Annotated in this window: 14 protein-coding genes and 1 pseudogene; 10 read left to right on the top strand and 5 right to left on the bottom strand. The window is 56.8% G+C overall.

Annotated elements, in window-relative coordinates; all coding sequences use genetic code 11:
• Positions 1-2 precede the first annotated feature (2 nt).
• The 3 genes from WN72_RS35405 to WN72_RS35395 all read left to right on the top strand — a co-directional run bounded on the left by WN72_RS35405 (position 3) and on the right by WN72_RS35395 (position 953).
• Entirely contained in the window at positions 3-227 is a 225-nt protein-coding gene (locus tag WN72_RS35405; protein WP_092221054.1) for a hypothetical protein, read from the top strand.
• Positions 228-372: 145 nt separating this feature from the next.
• Positions 373-615, top strand: coding sequence for a DUF6894 family protein (locus WN72_RS35400; protein ID WP_092221056.1), 243 nt, complete (start codon positions 373-375; stop codon positions 613-615).
• 155 nt (positions 616-770) lie between these two features.
• Positions 771-953: a hypothetical protein gene (locus WN72_RS35395; RefSeq protein ID WP_092221059.1), complete on the top strand. Its 183-nt coding sequence runs from the start codon at positions 771-773 to the stop codon at positions 951-953.
• A gap of 426 nt (positions 954-1379) precedes the next feature.
• Here the strand turns inward: WN72_RS35395 and WN72_RS48000 are convergent, their stop codons facing one another.
• The 4 genes from WN72_RS48000 to WN72_RS35380 form a co-directional block, all read right to left on the bottom strand.
• Complete coding sequence (locus WN72_RS48000) at positions 1380-1784, bottom strand: hypothetical protein (RefSeq protein WP_488226278.1); 405 nt, start codon at positions 1782-1784, stop codon at positions 1380-1382.
• Complete coding sequence (locus tag WN72_RS35390) at positions 1666-1932, bottom strand: hypothetical protein (RefSeq protein WP_092221062.1); 267 nt, start codon at positions 1930-1932, stop codon at positions 1666-1668. Before WN72_RS35390 ends, WN72_RS48000 begins: the two co-directional genes overlap by 119 nt.
• A gap of 1005 nt (positions 1933-2937) precedes the next feature.
• Entirely contained in the window at positions 2938-3195 is a 258-nt protein-coding gene (locus tag WN72_RS35385; RefSeq protein WP_092221065.1) for a hypothetical protein, read from the bottom strand.
• A 287-nt stretch (positions 3196-3482) separates the two neighbouring features.
• Entirely contained in the window at positions 3483-3755 is a 273-nt protein-coding gene (locus WN72_RS35380) for a hypothetical protein (protein WP_092220823.1), read from the bottom strand.
• A gap of 234 nt (positions 3756-3989) precedes the next feature.
• On the opposite strand from WN72_RS35380, the gene WN72_RS35375 reads away from it, so the two are divergent.
• The 7 genes and pseudogenes from WN72_RS35375 (at position 3990) to WN72_RS35345 (ending at position 9460) form a co-directional block, all read left to right on the top strand.
• On the top strand, positions 3990-4208 hold the full coding sequence (locus WN72_RS35375; RefSeq protein WP_092220821.1) for a hypothetical protein: 219 nt from the start codon (positions 3990-3992) through the stop codon (positions 4206-4208).
• Positions 4209-4229: 21 nt separating this feature from the next.
• Positions 4230-4661, top strand: a pseudogene (locus WN72_RS47185) (recombinase family protein); the annotation flags it as partial.
• Positions 4662-4670: 9 nt separating this feature from the next.
• A complete protein-coding gene (locus WN72_RS35365; RefSeq protein ID WP_244554017.1) occupies positions 4671-5495 on the top strand; it encodes a recombinase family protein in 825 nt (274 codons plus the stop codon).
• On the top strand, positions 5495-5800 hold the full coding sequence (locus WN72_RS35360; protein WP_092220819.1) for a hypothetical protein: 306 nt from the start codon (positions 5495-5497) through the stop codon (positions 5798-5800). The genes WN72_RS35365 and WN72_RS35360 overlap by 1 nt, the downstream gene beginning before the upstream one ends.
• A gap of 324 nt (positions 5801-6124) precedes the next feature.
• Entirely contained in the window at positions 6125-6682 is a 558-nt protein-coding gene (locus tag WN72_RS35355; protein ID WP_143130868.1) for a hypothetical protein, read from the top strand.
• 833 nt (positions 6683-7515) lie between these two features.
• Positions 7516-9129 carry an NAD(P)-binding domain-containing protein gene (locus WN72_RS35350; protein WP_092220817.1) on the top strand — a complete coding sequence of 538 codons (1614 nt, stop codon included), beginning with the start codon at positions 7516-7518 and terminating at the stop codon, positions 9127-9129.
• A gap of 139 nt (positions 9130-9268) precedes the next feature.
• The gene (locus WN72_RS35345) at positions 9269-9460 is read left to right on the top strand and encodes a hypothetical protein (RefSeq protein WP_092220816.1); all 192 of its coding nucleotides are present in this window, start codon (positions 9269-9271) and stop codon (positions 9458-9460) included.
• Between the two features lie 42 nt (positions 9461-9502).
• Here the strand turns inward: WN72_RS35345 and WN72_RS35340 are convergent, their stop codons facing one another.
• Entirely contained in the window at positions 9503-12832 is a 3330-nt protein-coding gene (locus WN72_RS35340) for an AAA family ATPase (RefSeq protein WP_244554016.1), read from the bottom strand.
• Positions 12833-13446 lie beyond the last annotated feature (614 nt).

The raw sequence follows: 13446 nt of genomic DNA, 5'->3' as shown, positions 1-13446 counted from the left end.
AGATGGGTGTTATTCATCAGCTAATTCAAGATGCCGCGATTGAGCCGGAAATGGTCAGCCGCATCACGGCAGCTTACGGGCAAGCGCTCAATACTCTTTGCGTCAAGGATCGCGATGATCCCCTGGCCGAAATGATCGCGAAGAGGATCATCAAGATCGCCCAAAGCGGCGTCCATGAACCGGCCCAGATATCGGCTCTCGCGATCAAAGAACTCGAAGTGCGGTAATACAGTGGGGCACGCAAGCGGGCCCAATTAACGGTGCCCACCTAGCTGGCCGTCCCGGTGTTTTGGGTCCGGCGGTTCCGCGGCGTCCAAATTGGAACGAAGCCAACATACGTTAATTGACCGGAATAAAGACTGGCGGGATCAGATGGCGCGCTACTACTTCGATCTGCTCGACGAAGAGGGCCTTGTCGTTGACGAGGAAGGCTTGGAGTTCACGGACATGGAGGGCGTAGAGCGGGAAGCCACGCAAGCCATGACCGACGCGGCCCGAGAAAGCTTGCACCGTCCTATCAAACCCGGCGAGGCCGCCATTGAGGTCCGCGACGATACCGGTCCGGTCATGCGGGTACGCTTCACAATCGAGATCGAACGCCTGAGGAAGCAGTGAGGTCTCACTTGGCGGCGTGTTCCTCTTGACCGGTGAGGATCATCTTATGCATTCGTGCTTTTGAGTGAGAGGCTATTTAGCGCCCTCGGCGTGCAAGGAGAAACCTAGACCTCACGTCCAACAATCAACATGAACGACCAACGGGGATTGGCGTCATGGGCATCGAGCGCAACTACTCACCCAAGTACTTCCGCGAGCGCGCGGAGGAATTCCGGGCGAAGGCGGCCAATTGCGAGCACAATCAAACCAAGGAAACACTTCGCAGGGTGGCAGAGAGCTACGACGACCTTGCACGGCGAGCAGAGCGGGTCCGAACGGTCAAGGACGAGGCGGACTAGCAATCCCCGCTGGGAACAAGTGTTCACTTTGGTGCTTATACGAATCACCTCTCTGAGGGGGTGAGTTTGTCTGACGGGAAGGAAGCCGAATTGCCTAAGCAGCCGGTGCAGGATCAGGGGCCGCGTTGCCCGACCTGCGCCGCGTTTCCTCGCCTGCTGCATTCGATGCTTGACCCGAGACGGGGCAAGACGGTTCGTCTCTACGAATGCCGGTGCGGCGAACGCGTCTGGGATGAGTGAGGCCGCCTCGGTTGGTCTTCTTGGGTTCGAAAAGCGCTATCCGCCGCGCTCCGTCCCACAGCTCAACCGGGTTATTTTCAGCTAGCCGCTCAGCAAGTGCTCGGGCGTTTTCCTCAGTCGCACAGACCAAATCAACCGAGTGGATAATCTGCCCCTCAAGCGTGAGGACCAAAGCCCGATAAGTCTTCATCGGGCTCCACTACCAGACTTTCCCGAAAGAGTAAGGCTCGATTGCCGGCCAAATTCATTTGAATAGGACAGCCCCCGGTTTGACGGGGCCGGTGCCGCTTCGGCCAGCTCGGCGGCGAGCCCATATCGATGTGCAACCTTAGATTCCTGGCCAAAACCAGCCGCGCATGCGAAGCTCGCAAATATTTCGCGTTTCGGAGGGGAAGCCGATGCGCCTCGTTTTGCCTTACCTTGGAATTGGCCTGTGCGCCTCGTTGGCCGCGTGGATGTCGCTAATGCTGCTCTACTGACGCAGCAGGCCTTCACCTGGCGGTAGCACCCGCACGTAAGTCCCGCTCTCGTGCAGCTCAAGCCAACCGTGCTGGACGGCGTACCTGATGCCGGCGCCAAATTCCGGGCCACTGGCCTTCAGTGTGAACAGAAACAGCGCGTTGATTTTCTCGATATGGATCCGGCCGTCCTGGACTGGCTCAACCTGGCCGGCGAGCTCGAGGAGCTTGCGCGCGGCAGCTTCAGGATCGGCGTAGGGACGTTCTCCGGTCGTTTTCAATTCAGCCCCGCAGGCCACCAGACAGATGCGGCTTAGTGGCTGAGATTCTTAGGGTGCGCAAGGTCACCATATGGCTGCTCATAATCCTGTCACGAGCGCATCCACACCGTTCACTGCGCATCAGCATCAGCTCAGTAGCCGACCTCGCAGCCCGCAATGACAACGGCGCACTGAGTCGCCGCAAAAGCGGCCTTAACTCGCTGGCGGGCTAAGTTGAGGCCGAGAAGGGATATCCGCCAGCAAAGGTCAGCATGCATCTGCGCCGGATCGCTGGCGATATGGCAAGCGGAGTACGAGTGCTCTGATTTGCCAGCACGGATGTCCTAGCTAGGACGTGACCACCATGCCGTCTGAGGTCATTATCCGCTCGGCGCTAAGCGGCACCTTCTGACGCTCTGACGCCCGGTGACCTCAGCAGCAATGCAAAGGCTTTGCAGGATGGCGACGGTAAATATGCCGTTCATTGACCCGACCCGCTTCGACGACGAAGGCCGCAGCGATTTAGTCGCTGCGGCCCGCGCACGGTCAAATGAACCGGGTTAAGGGTCTAGGTGAACTATTCAACCAGCCCGGTTTGCCGAATCTTCCCGGTGCTGTTCTTCCCGCCACAACAAATGTGAATCGCCAGATATTTGCTCCTCGACATCGACAATCGCGGTTTCTCCTGACAGGACCATCCGCGTAGATCGGATCGTGCGAAGCTAACGGCCATAAGGCAGCCTAGTTGGTCCGGGCGAGGGACACGGTTTTCGTACGTGGAGCAGTACCCCGCTTTTGAGGCGCTTCGGGCCTAATGCCGTTCTGCTCGTCGAATTGCTTTATCCACGATTGAATGTAGCGCGGATCATCGGGACACAGCTGCTCAAGTAAACGAAGGTTCTGCGCTCGGAATTCCAAAAGGGTTTTCGGCATTACGTTTCCTCGAAACCCTGCCCGTGAATAGCCTGAGGTATCGGGAAAAACTGGTCAACCCCAAAACGCCGCCTGAAAGCCGCGAGAGAGCCGTTACTGAAATACTTTGGGTAGCACGACGACGACCTCAATCAAGTGTTTCAAGATCTCCGTAGCCAAATCCGCAATCACCAAGGCGAAGTCATCTTCGATCTCCGCGGCGATGCTTTCGTCCTTCGCATGGACGTATAAAAGCGGTCCATCCACTTCAGCAAATCTGACGCCAGTGAACACGCGGTAGAAAACGGTCGCGCCTATTACTCCGGCTAGCTTTGCCTGAATCGCGTAGTCCTGGGTGTCACTGAGATCCATGGCGCGGAGATAAAGTCACTTCACGCGAAAACAAGTCATAAAATAAATTTCAACAACCTATTGCAAGCGAGTGAGCGGAGACTCCCGCTGTCTGCGGGCGCGGTTCTCATGCGATTGCCGGATACTCGTTTGCTGGAGCGGATGCCATCGCGTCCTCTTGGGTTGCGCTTAGCTCGTTCAAAGGACTGAGCAAAGGAACGGGCCGTTCGTAGCCGCGTTTTCCTTCGAGTACCTGGAGTACCGGTCATGGATTCAGCCCGCTCAGAGACCGGCTCTTGGTCGAGCTGCTATGCTACCATTTGCCGATATTCAAGCCGTGCCCAGAACAACGTGCCGTGAAACACGGCGATGATCGCGAGCAGCACCAAGAGGCACATCCCGAACCCGATCCATGCGGCCGCGGCTTGTCGCAATTCGATCCGGCCTGTCGCATCGCGGCGGTAGCCAGGCCACCGCCATGGCTCCGGGGTCGCGCTGAACACCTCGACATAGACCCGCCCCAACGACAGGAATGGCAGGACGATACGCGCCACTCCGTATCCGATCAGCTCGATGAGCATTCCAAACCTGGACATGGCCGAACTCAAGCACGTCAGAGGTGTGCATCATATAAAACGCAGCAAGAATGTAATCAACCACAGGTTGGGTGCCGTGCACGATCTAGAGCGCAACCCATAGGTCAACATCGACAAAAAGGTCAGCCAAAATATTTTGATTTACCGAAATTCCGCTTGCTCCGTCGGGCAAAACAGTGGTTCATAGGGCGCTGGCTCTAACCACTGGAGGCCAGCGTGATGGCTGACGAAGTCGAACCCTCTTGCGATCTGTCCAAGATCGCTAAGCTCAACGGCGATTTCAGGCGAAACTACGGAACCCTGCTTGGGGCGTTCCTGTATCTGAGATCCATCAGTGCAGCGCGGGGGCGCTCTTGGCTGTGGGGCGGCCTGTTTTCCCTCGTCTGCTCGGCCGTGATAGGATGGCTGAGCAAGCACGGCCTTTCATTGCTCTGGTGACCGCCTTTGCGGAGGCATCACATGGCCAATGCGTTGATCGTTCGTCCACGGACCGATCTGCTGACGCCGACAAGCGCCGGGTGCGCAGCCCAATATGTGCGAATGTCGACGGAGCACCAGCGCTATTCGACTGAAAACCAGGCGGCCGCTATCGCTGTCTACGCCGCGCAGCATGATCTCGCGATCGTTCGCACCTACAAAGATGAAGGTTGAAGCGGCCTTCGTATACAATGGCGCGAGGGGCTTACTGCGCTGATTGAGGACGTGCGTGGTGGTCGAACAGACTTCGACCACATCCTCGTTTATGACGTGAGCCGGTGGGGTCGATTCCAGGACATCGACGAGAGTGCCTACTACGAGTTCATCTGCCGTCAAGCGGGAGTCAAGGTCTGCTACTACGCCGAGGAGTTCGACAACGACGGCAGTGCGATTGCAAGCATTGTGAAGAATATCAAGCGGGTGATGGCCGCCGAATATTCGAGAGAGCTTTCGGTGCGGGTTCATGCCGGTGCCTGCCGCGTTGCCAGCCTGGGCTTCAAGCAGGGCGGGGCCGCTGTGTATGGCCTTCAACGCGAGTTAGTCGATGAAAATGGGTGCTCGAAGGGCATTTTACTAAAACGCCAGCTCAAACACTTGCAAGCGGATCGGGTAGTGATCCAGCCCGGCCCGGAGAACGAGCTGCGAACAGTCGCCCAGATCTTTCGAGAGTACGTTGTGCGTCGTCGATCGCGGGCGTCCATCGTTCGCTGGCTAAACAACCAACGTGTGCCTAACCATCGAGGAACGCCGTGGTCAGAGGCCATCATCCGCAACATTCTCACTAACGAGGCCTATATTGGTAACAGCGTCTATAATCGCACGGCGTTTCGGCTAAAGCAGGTACGGAAGAAGAATCCCCCAGAGCTATGGGTTCGGGTGACAGGTCTATATGAGCCAATCGTTGACAAGGCGATCTTTCGCAAGGCTCAGGAGCTATTGAAGGAGCAATACGGCAGATTGTCGAATGAGCAGCTACTGAAGAAGTTGCGAGAGACGCTCTCCATCAATGGAAAGCTCAGCGCTTCGATTATTGCCGCTACGGACAATATGCCGAGTGCCGCACTATATGCGTATCGATTCGGAAGCCTGCGAGAAGCCTTTCGCCGTGTCGGCTATGTGCGCGGGATTACGACTCCATCGACGCGCGACAACAGTCTGATGCCGAGTTGTCGAGGCAGGTGGAAATTCTTCTCACTCAGATTAAATCGCGTGGGGTTTCCGCCGTCTTTGATGCTGACACTGAAGTGATGACGGTTGCCGGCAAACTCGCCATCTCGCTACGCATGGCGCGCTACTACGCTGGGCGGCACCACGCACCCACTTGGTTGATTCACCGGCGGAGCGTTGAACCAGCCGAACTTATTCTTGCGCTGCGATTGGATAAAACAAACAGAGAGGTTGTTGACTACTTCCTTCTACCCCTGAACGAAATGGCCAAACACGTAATTGGCCTCACGGCGACGTCCCGCTCTCGGTTTGCAGCCTATCGCTACCCTACAATGAATGACGTTTTTCGGGCCATCATGGCGAAGGTTGCGGCTCTGCTGACATGACGGGATGTCGCAGGCATCGTCGACGACAGTCTTAGTGCACGCTTTCTAGCGAGCCTTAGCGGCCCAAGCGGGCATAGCAGCGCCCTTCCTCACGATCCCGATGAAATAGAACACGCTCGCTTTCGTCAGATCTTTGTGGACGCCGTGGGTGAAAACAATTTCAAGGTCCACCGCATCGATCATTTCGCGGAAGGCTTGCGCTGTGGGAGGTCGATAGTCTCCGAAAGATGCGGCGAGGCCACTGATTCGAGCACGCTGCGGAACGCCTGGGGCCAATGTTCAGTCTCATTAAGGCTCGCCTCAGAATGGCAGGAACGAGGCGCTATGACCGCTAAGAAGCCGTGGACTTTTGCAGCTGCCGCACTATGCCTTTGGCCAACGGTCTCATCCGCGCTCGATTTCAACCCTCAGAAGGATTTGAAAAGGCCGTTCGGGGAATTAGCGGCCGGTGCTGGCAAAATCGTCTGCGGCAAGGAGCACGGTAAGGAGTGCGCCAGGGCTGCAAGAGAGGGGACGTATCGCATACTTGAGCTGCCGCCCCCAGGGCGGCCGGCTCAAGCAGCTCCGGGACAGCAGCCACTTGTCACCCAGCAAGCGACACCAAGCTCGCAGCCCACAACTAAGATAGCCGCTGTTAGCGGCGACGACGAAATTGAGTTCGGCCCCTCTGATGAACAGCCATCTGTAAATCCCAAGCGTCAGAGGGCAGTACAACCGGTCTATTATCCATCGGTGACATTCGATGCGTGGGGAAATGGCTGCTCCACGCCCAACGGAAGGCAGCAATTGGATGCCCCGAAGGTCGTCGGCACACCTTGTGCAGTTGTCGAATTCGGTCAGGGAGGGCGTCCGAAGGCTGTTCCGGGTCAAGTTGTTCAATAGCAGCGAGAAGAGGTTTCCTATTTCCTCTACTCATACTTTCGCCGGCCAGTGTGCGCCGTTCGCAGGATCGGCTGGCTCACCTGCTTTGGCGGCGTTTCCTCGGAATTGCCGTTCAGGGCATTGCGGGTTCTCAGGGCTCATGGGATCGTGCCCGATACGTACGTGTTGTCGCCGCATTCGGTCAGTCTGTTTCTCCCTATGGAGAGCCGGGAGGCCGCGGTGAAGGCGCTGCATTCGCTTGTTCAGCAAACATAAACCATTTGATTTCGTGGTGGGCCCGGCAGGACTCGAACCTGCAACCAGACCGTTATGAGCGCTCCGCTCAAATCATTGAACGGTCAGCTCTAGCAATGTACATCTCTTCGGGCTGCATCTGTTAGCGGGCTCAGCCGCATGACCTTCTCCTCAGATCACTGACAAGGTTTGGTCGCAAACGGAGTCAGTTCGTCGACTGATAAGGTTTCCAACAAAAACTTATCGGTGCTGCGGAGTGTCGCCGAATACAGTCCCGGCTGACTGGAGGATCACGGCTCCTCACGACCGTTGAGCGGGCTGGAATCACCCCGTCCTGACCGCAGTTTGATCTGCCGTGATCGGGTTTCTTGCGCGCGCCAAATCAAGGGTCGGGCACGCCAACGGCGACTGAATCGGGCAAATACGTAAGAGCTGCGGCCTTCCGATCGCCTCTGTTTTATCTCCGTCGTCGCAGGGTCAAGAACTTGCAAGGTCGGGGCCGAGCGTCGATTTTCCTGAACTTAGAGCTATGATAATGGGACAGAACGAAGTCGAAAAGCAAGATCTCGTCTTGCGAGATCGCAGGGCAGGGGCGTCCCATGAGCGTCTCCCAACTCACGAAGCGCGTTCGGCGCGAGCTAACTTATTTGGACTATCCCGCTCGGGAGTGGACCGTCCCCCGATTCAAGGACGGCGTGCCAGTTCTCGACGTGCTGATTGTCGGCGGTGGACAGAGCGGCTTGGGAATTGCCTTCGGATTGAGGCTTGAGCGTATAACAAACTTCAGGATCATTGATCGTCGCCGGCGTGGTTTTGAAGGGCCCTGGCGAAGTTTCGCTCGGATGAAACAGCTGCGCACGCCGAAAGAGGTGACTGGCATTGATTTCGGTATTCCAAGTCTAACGGTGCGGGCTTGGTACGAGGAAAAATTTGGGAGGCAAGCATGGGGGCGGATAGATACGCTCCATCAAGGACTATGGCGAGCCTATCTGGATTGGTACCGCGACGTCTTGGCTCTCCCGGTCGAAAACGATGTAGAGTTGTTGCTGATTGAGCCCGTGGATGACATCTTCCTTGCTCATCTCCGTCGTTCTGACGGGATCGAGCGGGTGCATGCAAGAAAGATCGTTCTAGCAACGGGCTTTGACGGGAGCGGCAGCTGGCGGGCTCCTAAGTCACTTGTTGCTCATTTGTCGGCAGATCTCTATGCGCATTCAGCCGATGATATCGATTTTCGCAAGCTTGCGGGAAAGCGCATCGGTATTCTCGGTGCCGGTGCATCGGCCTTCGACAACGCAGCCCTAGCACTTGAGGCGGGTGCCGCCCAAGTAGATCTATGCTTCCGCCGTTCGGAAATGCCTCGAGTCAATCCACTCACCTGGATGAACTTTTCTGGTATGCTGGGCCATTTCGGCGAACTGGCGGACTTGGATCGCTGGCGATTTATGCGCCGCATTCTCGAGGAACTCGCGGTCCCGCCCACACAGGACTCCTACTGGCGGTGTCGCAGGTTTGAGAATTTTGCCTGGCACTCCGACTGCGGATGGAGTGTCGTCGACGATGCAGGCGGTATCGCAAGAGCCCGAAGTGGAGATCGCAGCTTTGATTTCGATTTCGTTATTTTTGCAAACGGAGTCGAGATGGATCTCTCGGCACGTCCGGAGCTTGCCCTCTTTCATGAAGAGATTGCTCTTTGGCGCGACCGCTTCAAGCCTCCACCCGGCGAGGAAAGCGAGTCGCTCGCGCGCTATCCATATTTGGGCAAAGCCTTTGAATTCGTGGAGCGACGCCGCGGCGCCGCTCCGTTCTTGCGCGGATTACACAACTTTACCTTCGGAGCGATGCTGAGCCATGGCATTTCGGGAGCCGCCATCACCGGCATAAAGTACGGAGTGCGGCGGCTCGTAAACTGTATCGCGCGAGAACTGTTTTGCGAAGAGGCGGCTGCATATTACAGAGATCTGCTGTCATACCAGACGCCTGAACTGCGCACCCTTGACAGTGCATTTGTCTGGTTGAGCCAGCTTGGCCGTGATGTCGTCAATCCCGACAGCCTCGCCAATCAGCTCGATCAAGTTCGGATTGCAACGCTGGGTGACTCATTGCCGCGATCAATGCCCCAGCATGACTCGGCGTCGGCAAAGTCCGGTCGGGTCGCGCGCACGAAACGCACCCAGCGGCCGTCGCAACTTGGGAAGAAAAAGCGGCGGTGAACGTTCTCGTAGTGTTAAATTGCAGTGCTACCGTTTCCTGAAATGCCGTTTGACTATAGGTCGATGATAGCGGACAATATCGCATTTCGTTGCCACGTAGTGAGCCCCGCCTGACGACCACGCCATCGGGAGGTAGGTAATGGCCTTCATCGCATTTACGAAGGTGATCGATTTTAGCACATTGACGGCAAAACAAAGAAAAGAGCTCAAGAGCATTCTCGGGGATCGCGAGAAGCAGCTCAAGAAGGCAATAAAGGATGTCGAGATCGCCCTTAGTAGGCTAGAACGTAGTAAGCCTCGAAAGCGAAAGACGGCGAAGGGCAGGCGTTGACGCTGTCCAAGTTTGCGCGACGCGCGAATGATGCGGCGTTGGCTAGCAGTTGCCGTGGTCTGGCTCCCCTTCCAATCCCGACACTGAGCTCAACTCCTCAACGAGGGTTCTGGCGTCTTTCAGGTCTGGCGTGTCCCGACCTTCGGTAAACCACGTGTATACTGGGTTGATAAGGGACCTGGCTTCGAAATATCTGCCTTTGTTGATCCAATGCCGAGCGAGACAAATGGAGGCACGCAACTCCCACCAGCGGGCTTGCTGTTGCCGCGCAATTGTTACGGATCGCTGCAGCTCGGCCTCTGCCTGGTCCCTCCTGCCGAGTTCTAGATTGATCGTGCCCCGGAGACGGTACAACTCGGCCTCGAAGAACCTCTCACCTGTTGCTTGGGCGAGCTGAACGCCTTCGTCCAGCAGACGAAGTCCGATTTCCGGCTCTCCGAGCTTGGCATGGGCGAGTGCGAGTTGGCCCAAGTAGAAAGTGCGACGGCCACGTTCAGAATTGCGGTAAGTTGCCGCTAAGGCGCTGCGCATCAGGTCGATTCCGGTTTGAAGGTCTCCTGCTTGGGCTAATAGCGCCCCACGGAAAAAGCGTGCTCTTCGTTCGATCGCGGCGAATTCATGCTCAACGCTAAGTGATATCGCCTCGTCGGCGTGCGCCAAGGCACGCCGTGCGTCGCCCCCGATTATTCCCAAAATGACTATGTTCCCCAGAGCCAATGCGGTTGTGAAGCTCTGTTGCCTCGTTCGAGCAAGAGTTTCAGTCTGCTCGACGATCGTCGCAGACTGCTCAGGATACCCGAGCACTAATAGGGTCGAGGAGAGCCACGCTAGGCTGTTAACCGCGTCATCGACTCCGAACCGGCGATAGGTCGATATCGTGGTTGGATTGGTTGAACACAACGAGAGGGCTCGCTCCAAGTGGTTGCGCGCGTCGGCGAACGCGCCAGTGCAATGCAGCGTCTGTCCAATAAAGCGTGTGGCTAGGACGGAGACGCCAGGATGATCATACTCTGCGGCTAACGCAAGGCAGTGGCGGGCGTCCTCGAGCGCCGTGCTGTACTCAGCGCGAATGCTGTGGGCTAGGTAATTGCCCCACAGGATCGTCATTCGCTCTTCTAGGGTGGCACTTTCGCCAAGCAGCGCGCGAGCCCGCGAGAAGACCCGCGACGTCTCAGGCGCGGCATCGCCCTCAGTCGCAGCGACTGCAGGCCCAAGAGCCAGATAGAAATCAAGTTCCTTGCGATCGCGTTGTGGCGAGCTCCGCAGCTGTTGGATCAGCTCCAGCCCTTGCGCCAGATGCTTTACTGCCTCCGCATTGGAGGACCGGCCGAGCGCACGCTTTCCGGCCTTAAGCCAATAATCCGTAGCCTGTTCAAACAGGCCAGCTTCGGTGAAATGGTGTGCAAGGATTTCAGGATCGTTCACGGCGGCTATCTGGAAGTCTTGCTCGATGACGTGCGCTATCTGAGCATGGAGTTGCCGCCGCCGCCTTTTCAGCAAACTTTGATAAGCTGCATCTCTCACCAATGCGTGCTTGAACGTGTACACCGCATCCGGCAAGTCACCTTGGCGGAAAATGAGCCCTGCCTGCTCAAGTTCAGAGAGGGACTGCTGCAAACGTGTTTCCTCTCGAGCGACCACAGCTCGTATCAAGCAATAGGAAAAGTCACGACCGATGGTGGCGCCGATTTGGGCGATCTCCTTCACTGAGTGCAGGCGGTCGAGCCGAGCCATGAGGGAATCGTGAAGGGTTTCTGGGATGGCGAAAGGCGGTAACGGACTCCCGAGTTGGTAACGGTCTTGATCTTCAACCAGAATGCCTGCTTCGAGAACAGCCTTTGTGAGCTCCTCTACAAAAAGCGGATTCCCGTCTGTCTTTGTTATGATCTGTTTCATCACGTCGGTCGGAAGCGCGCGGCCATTGGCCACCTGAGTGGCCACATCTTTGACGTCGTTGGGGTTGAGCCGTCCTAACGTCAAGCTTCTGACATTTGAAAGACCCGTCCAAGGAGCCTCAAACTCTGGTCGAAAGGTAACCAGAACAAGCATAGGGAGCAGACGGGCTCGCTCTACGATGAGGTCGAGCAGTTCGAGCGTAGTGTCGTCAGCCCAGTGAGCATCCTCGATGAGCAAGAGGATCGGCTGTTTGCGCGAACGGATCTCGAAGTGATCAAGCAGCGCGGCGAGGGTGCGTCGACGTTGTTGTGCGGGACTTAGCTGCAGTGCCGGATAACGACCTTCGAATGGGATCGAAAGCAACGCGGCAAATAGTGGTGCGACGGTTTCAACGTCTGGTCCTCTCAAAGCGAGCAGCGATTCCAGTTTATCAAGCCGCTTCTCGGCTGTATCCTCCGCCTTAAACCCCGCGCTTCTCTCCAATTGCTCGACCACCGGATGAAGTGCACTATTGGCGTGATAAGGAGAACATTGATAACGAAATTGCAGATGTGATTGATGCTTGCCTGCACGTTCGGTTAGAGTCGTTGCAAGCCGCGATTTGCCTATACCCGGCTCGCCGGAGATGAGGACGATCTGGCCTTCGCCGGCCCAAGCTAAATCCTGACGTTCCAACAAGAACTCCAACTCAGAATTTCGGCCAATGAGATAGCTGAGCTCTGCCGGACGTACCGCTTCAAAGCGGCTCTTGGAAGCCAAAAGGCCCTGAACGACCCACGCGTTAACGGGCGCGCTGATGCCCTTGAGCTGGTGGGCGCCCAAATCGCGAAGATCAAAGATGTCGGTAAGAAGACGGCGCGTCGAGTCCGCGACGACCACCGTATTCGGCTCGACCAACGCCTGCACGCGAGCCGCGACATTAGGAGCTCCTCCAACCACGGAATGCTCCCGAAGTTTGCCCTCGCCGCCGAGGTCGCCTACGACCACCATTCCGGTGGCGATGCCGATGCGTACGGCAAGCGGTTCTCCTGCGCGCGTTTCAAGCCGGGCGACAGCAGCAATGATATCCAGTGCCGCTCTGACCGTTCGTTCGGGATCGTCCTCGTGTGCAATGGGATAGCCGAAATAAGCAAGGATGCCGTCCCCGCGAAAGTCCGCGAGAAAGCCGTCGTAGGAGCGCGTTATACGAGCACAAGCGGCGTGATAGGCATCGATGACTGCTCCCATATCTTCCGGGTCAAGCCGCGCCGCCAAGGCGGTCGAATCGACTAAGTCGCAGATCATCACCGTGAGATGGCGGCGTTCCGCGTACGGCGCAACTGCAGCGTTCCCGACGGGTGAGGGAGCGCTGGAAGGAAGTGCACTTAATCCGCTCATGAGGCGCTTCCGGTCGCCGAGCGGGATACCGATCTTTTCGAAGTCGAGTTCCGTTAATTGTGGCAACACATCGCAATCTATGGCGTTCGCGATGAACAAGGGCTCATACCGTCCCAGTCCCAACCCTCTCAGCCAAGTCCTGATTTCCATGGCAGGACCCTTGTGCGTAGCAGAAGATTCAGAATCTCAGAGCCTGATCTTCGTTCGGGCAACCCAAGCATATTTCATTGATAGGCTGCTTCAAGTGATCGTAGCGCGCCTACGGTAACATACCGTCGGGCATGGATATGTGAACAGCGTCGCAATTGGTCGGATCAAAATACCAGCGAATCCGGCAAATTTCTGATATCCGGCGGACTGGCGCGTCGGGTTCAACTCTATGCTCGCTTGCGAAGACGGGTAGCTATATTAGTTCAACGGCACGCATGTTCCGTTTGAAGCGCGACCGACACAAACCAAAATCCGACACAAATCGTTATCACAGCTCGAGGATATCCGCTCCTCCAAACCGACTTCGCTAATGGCTTGAGCTTCCAGCGCCTATTCTGATGGGCTGCAGTCAGCTCGTACCTTAGCTGCGGTACTAAACCCACGCTTTTTCCGATCGGAGGCGCGCTTTGGGTTTTGGTACGGTCTCTAATGGCGGGTCTTCTCGTACTCTTCGTAGAGGGGGATCCGGCATTCCGCTTCCTTACGGTGGAGGAAGCGACGGC

The organism is Bradyrhizobium arachidis (assembly GCF_015291705.1).
GTDB classification, from domain to species: Bacteria; Pseudomonadota; Alphaproteobacteria; order Rhizobiales; family Xanthobacteraceae; genus Bradyrhizobium; species Bradyrhizobium arachidis.
The sequence above is the reverse complement of the archived record's forward strand: the minus strand, read 5'-3'. Positions and strand labels throughout refer to the sequence as shown.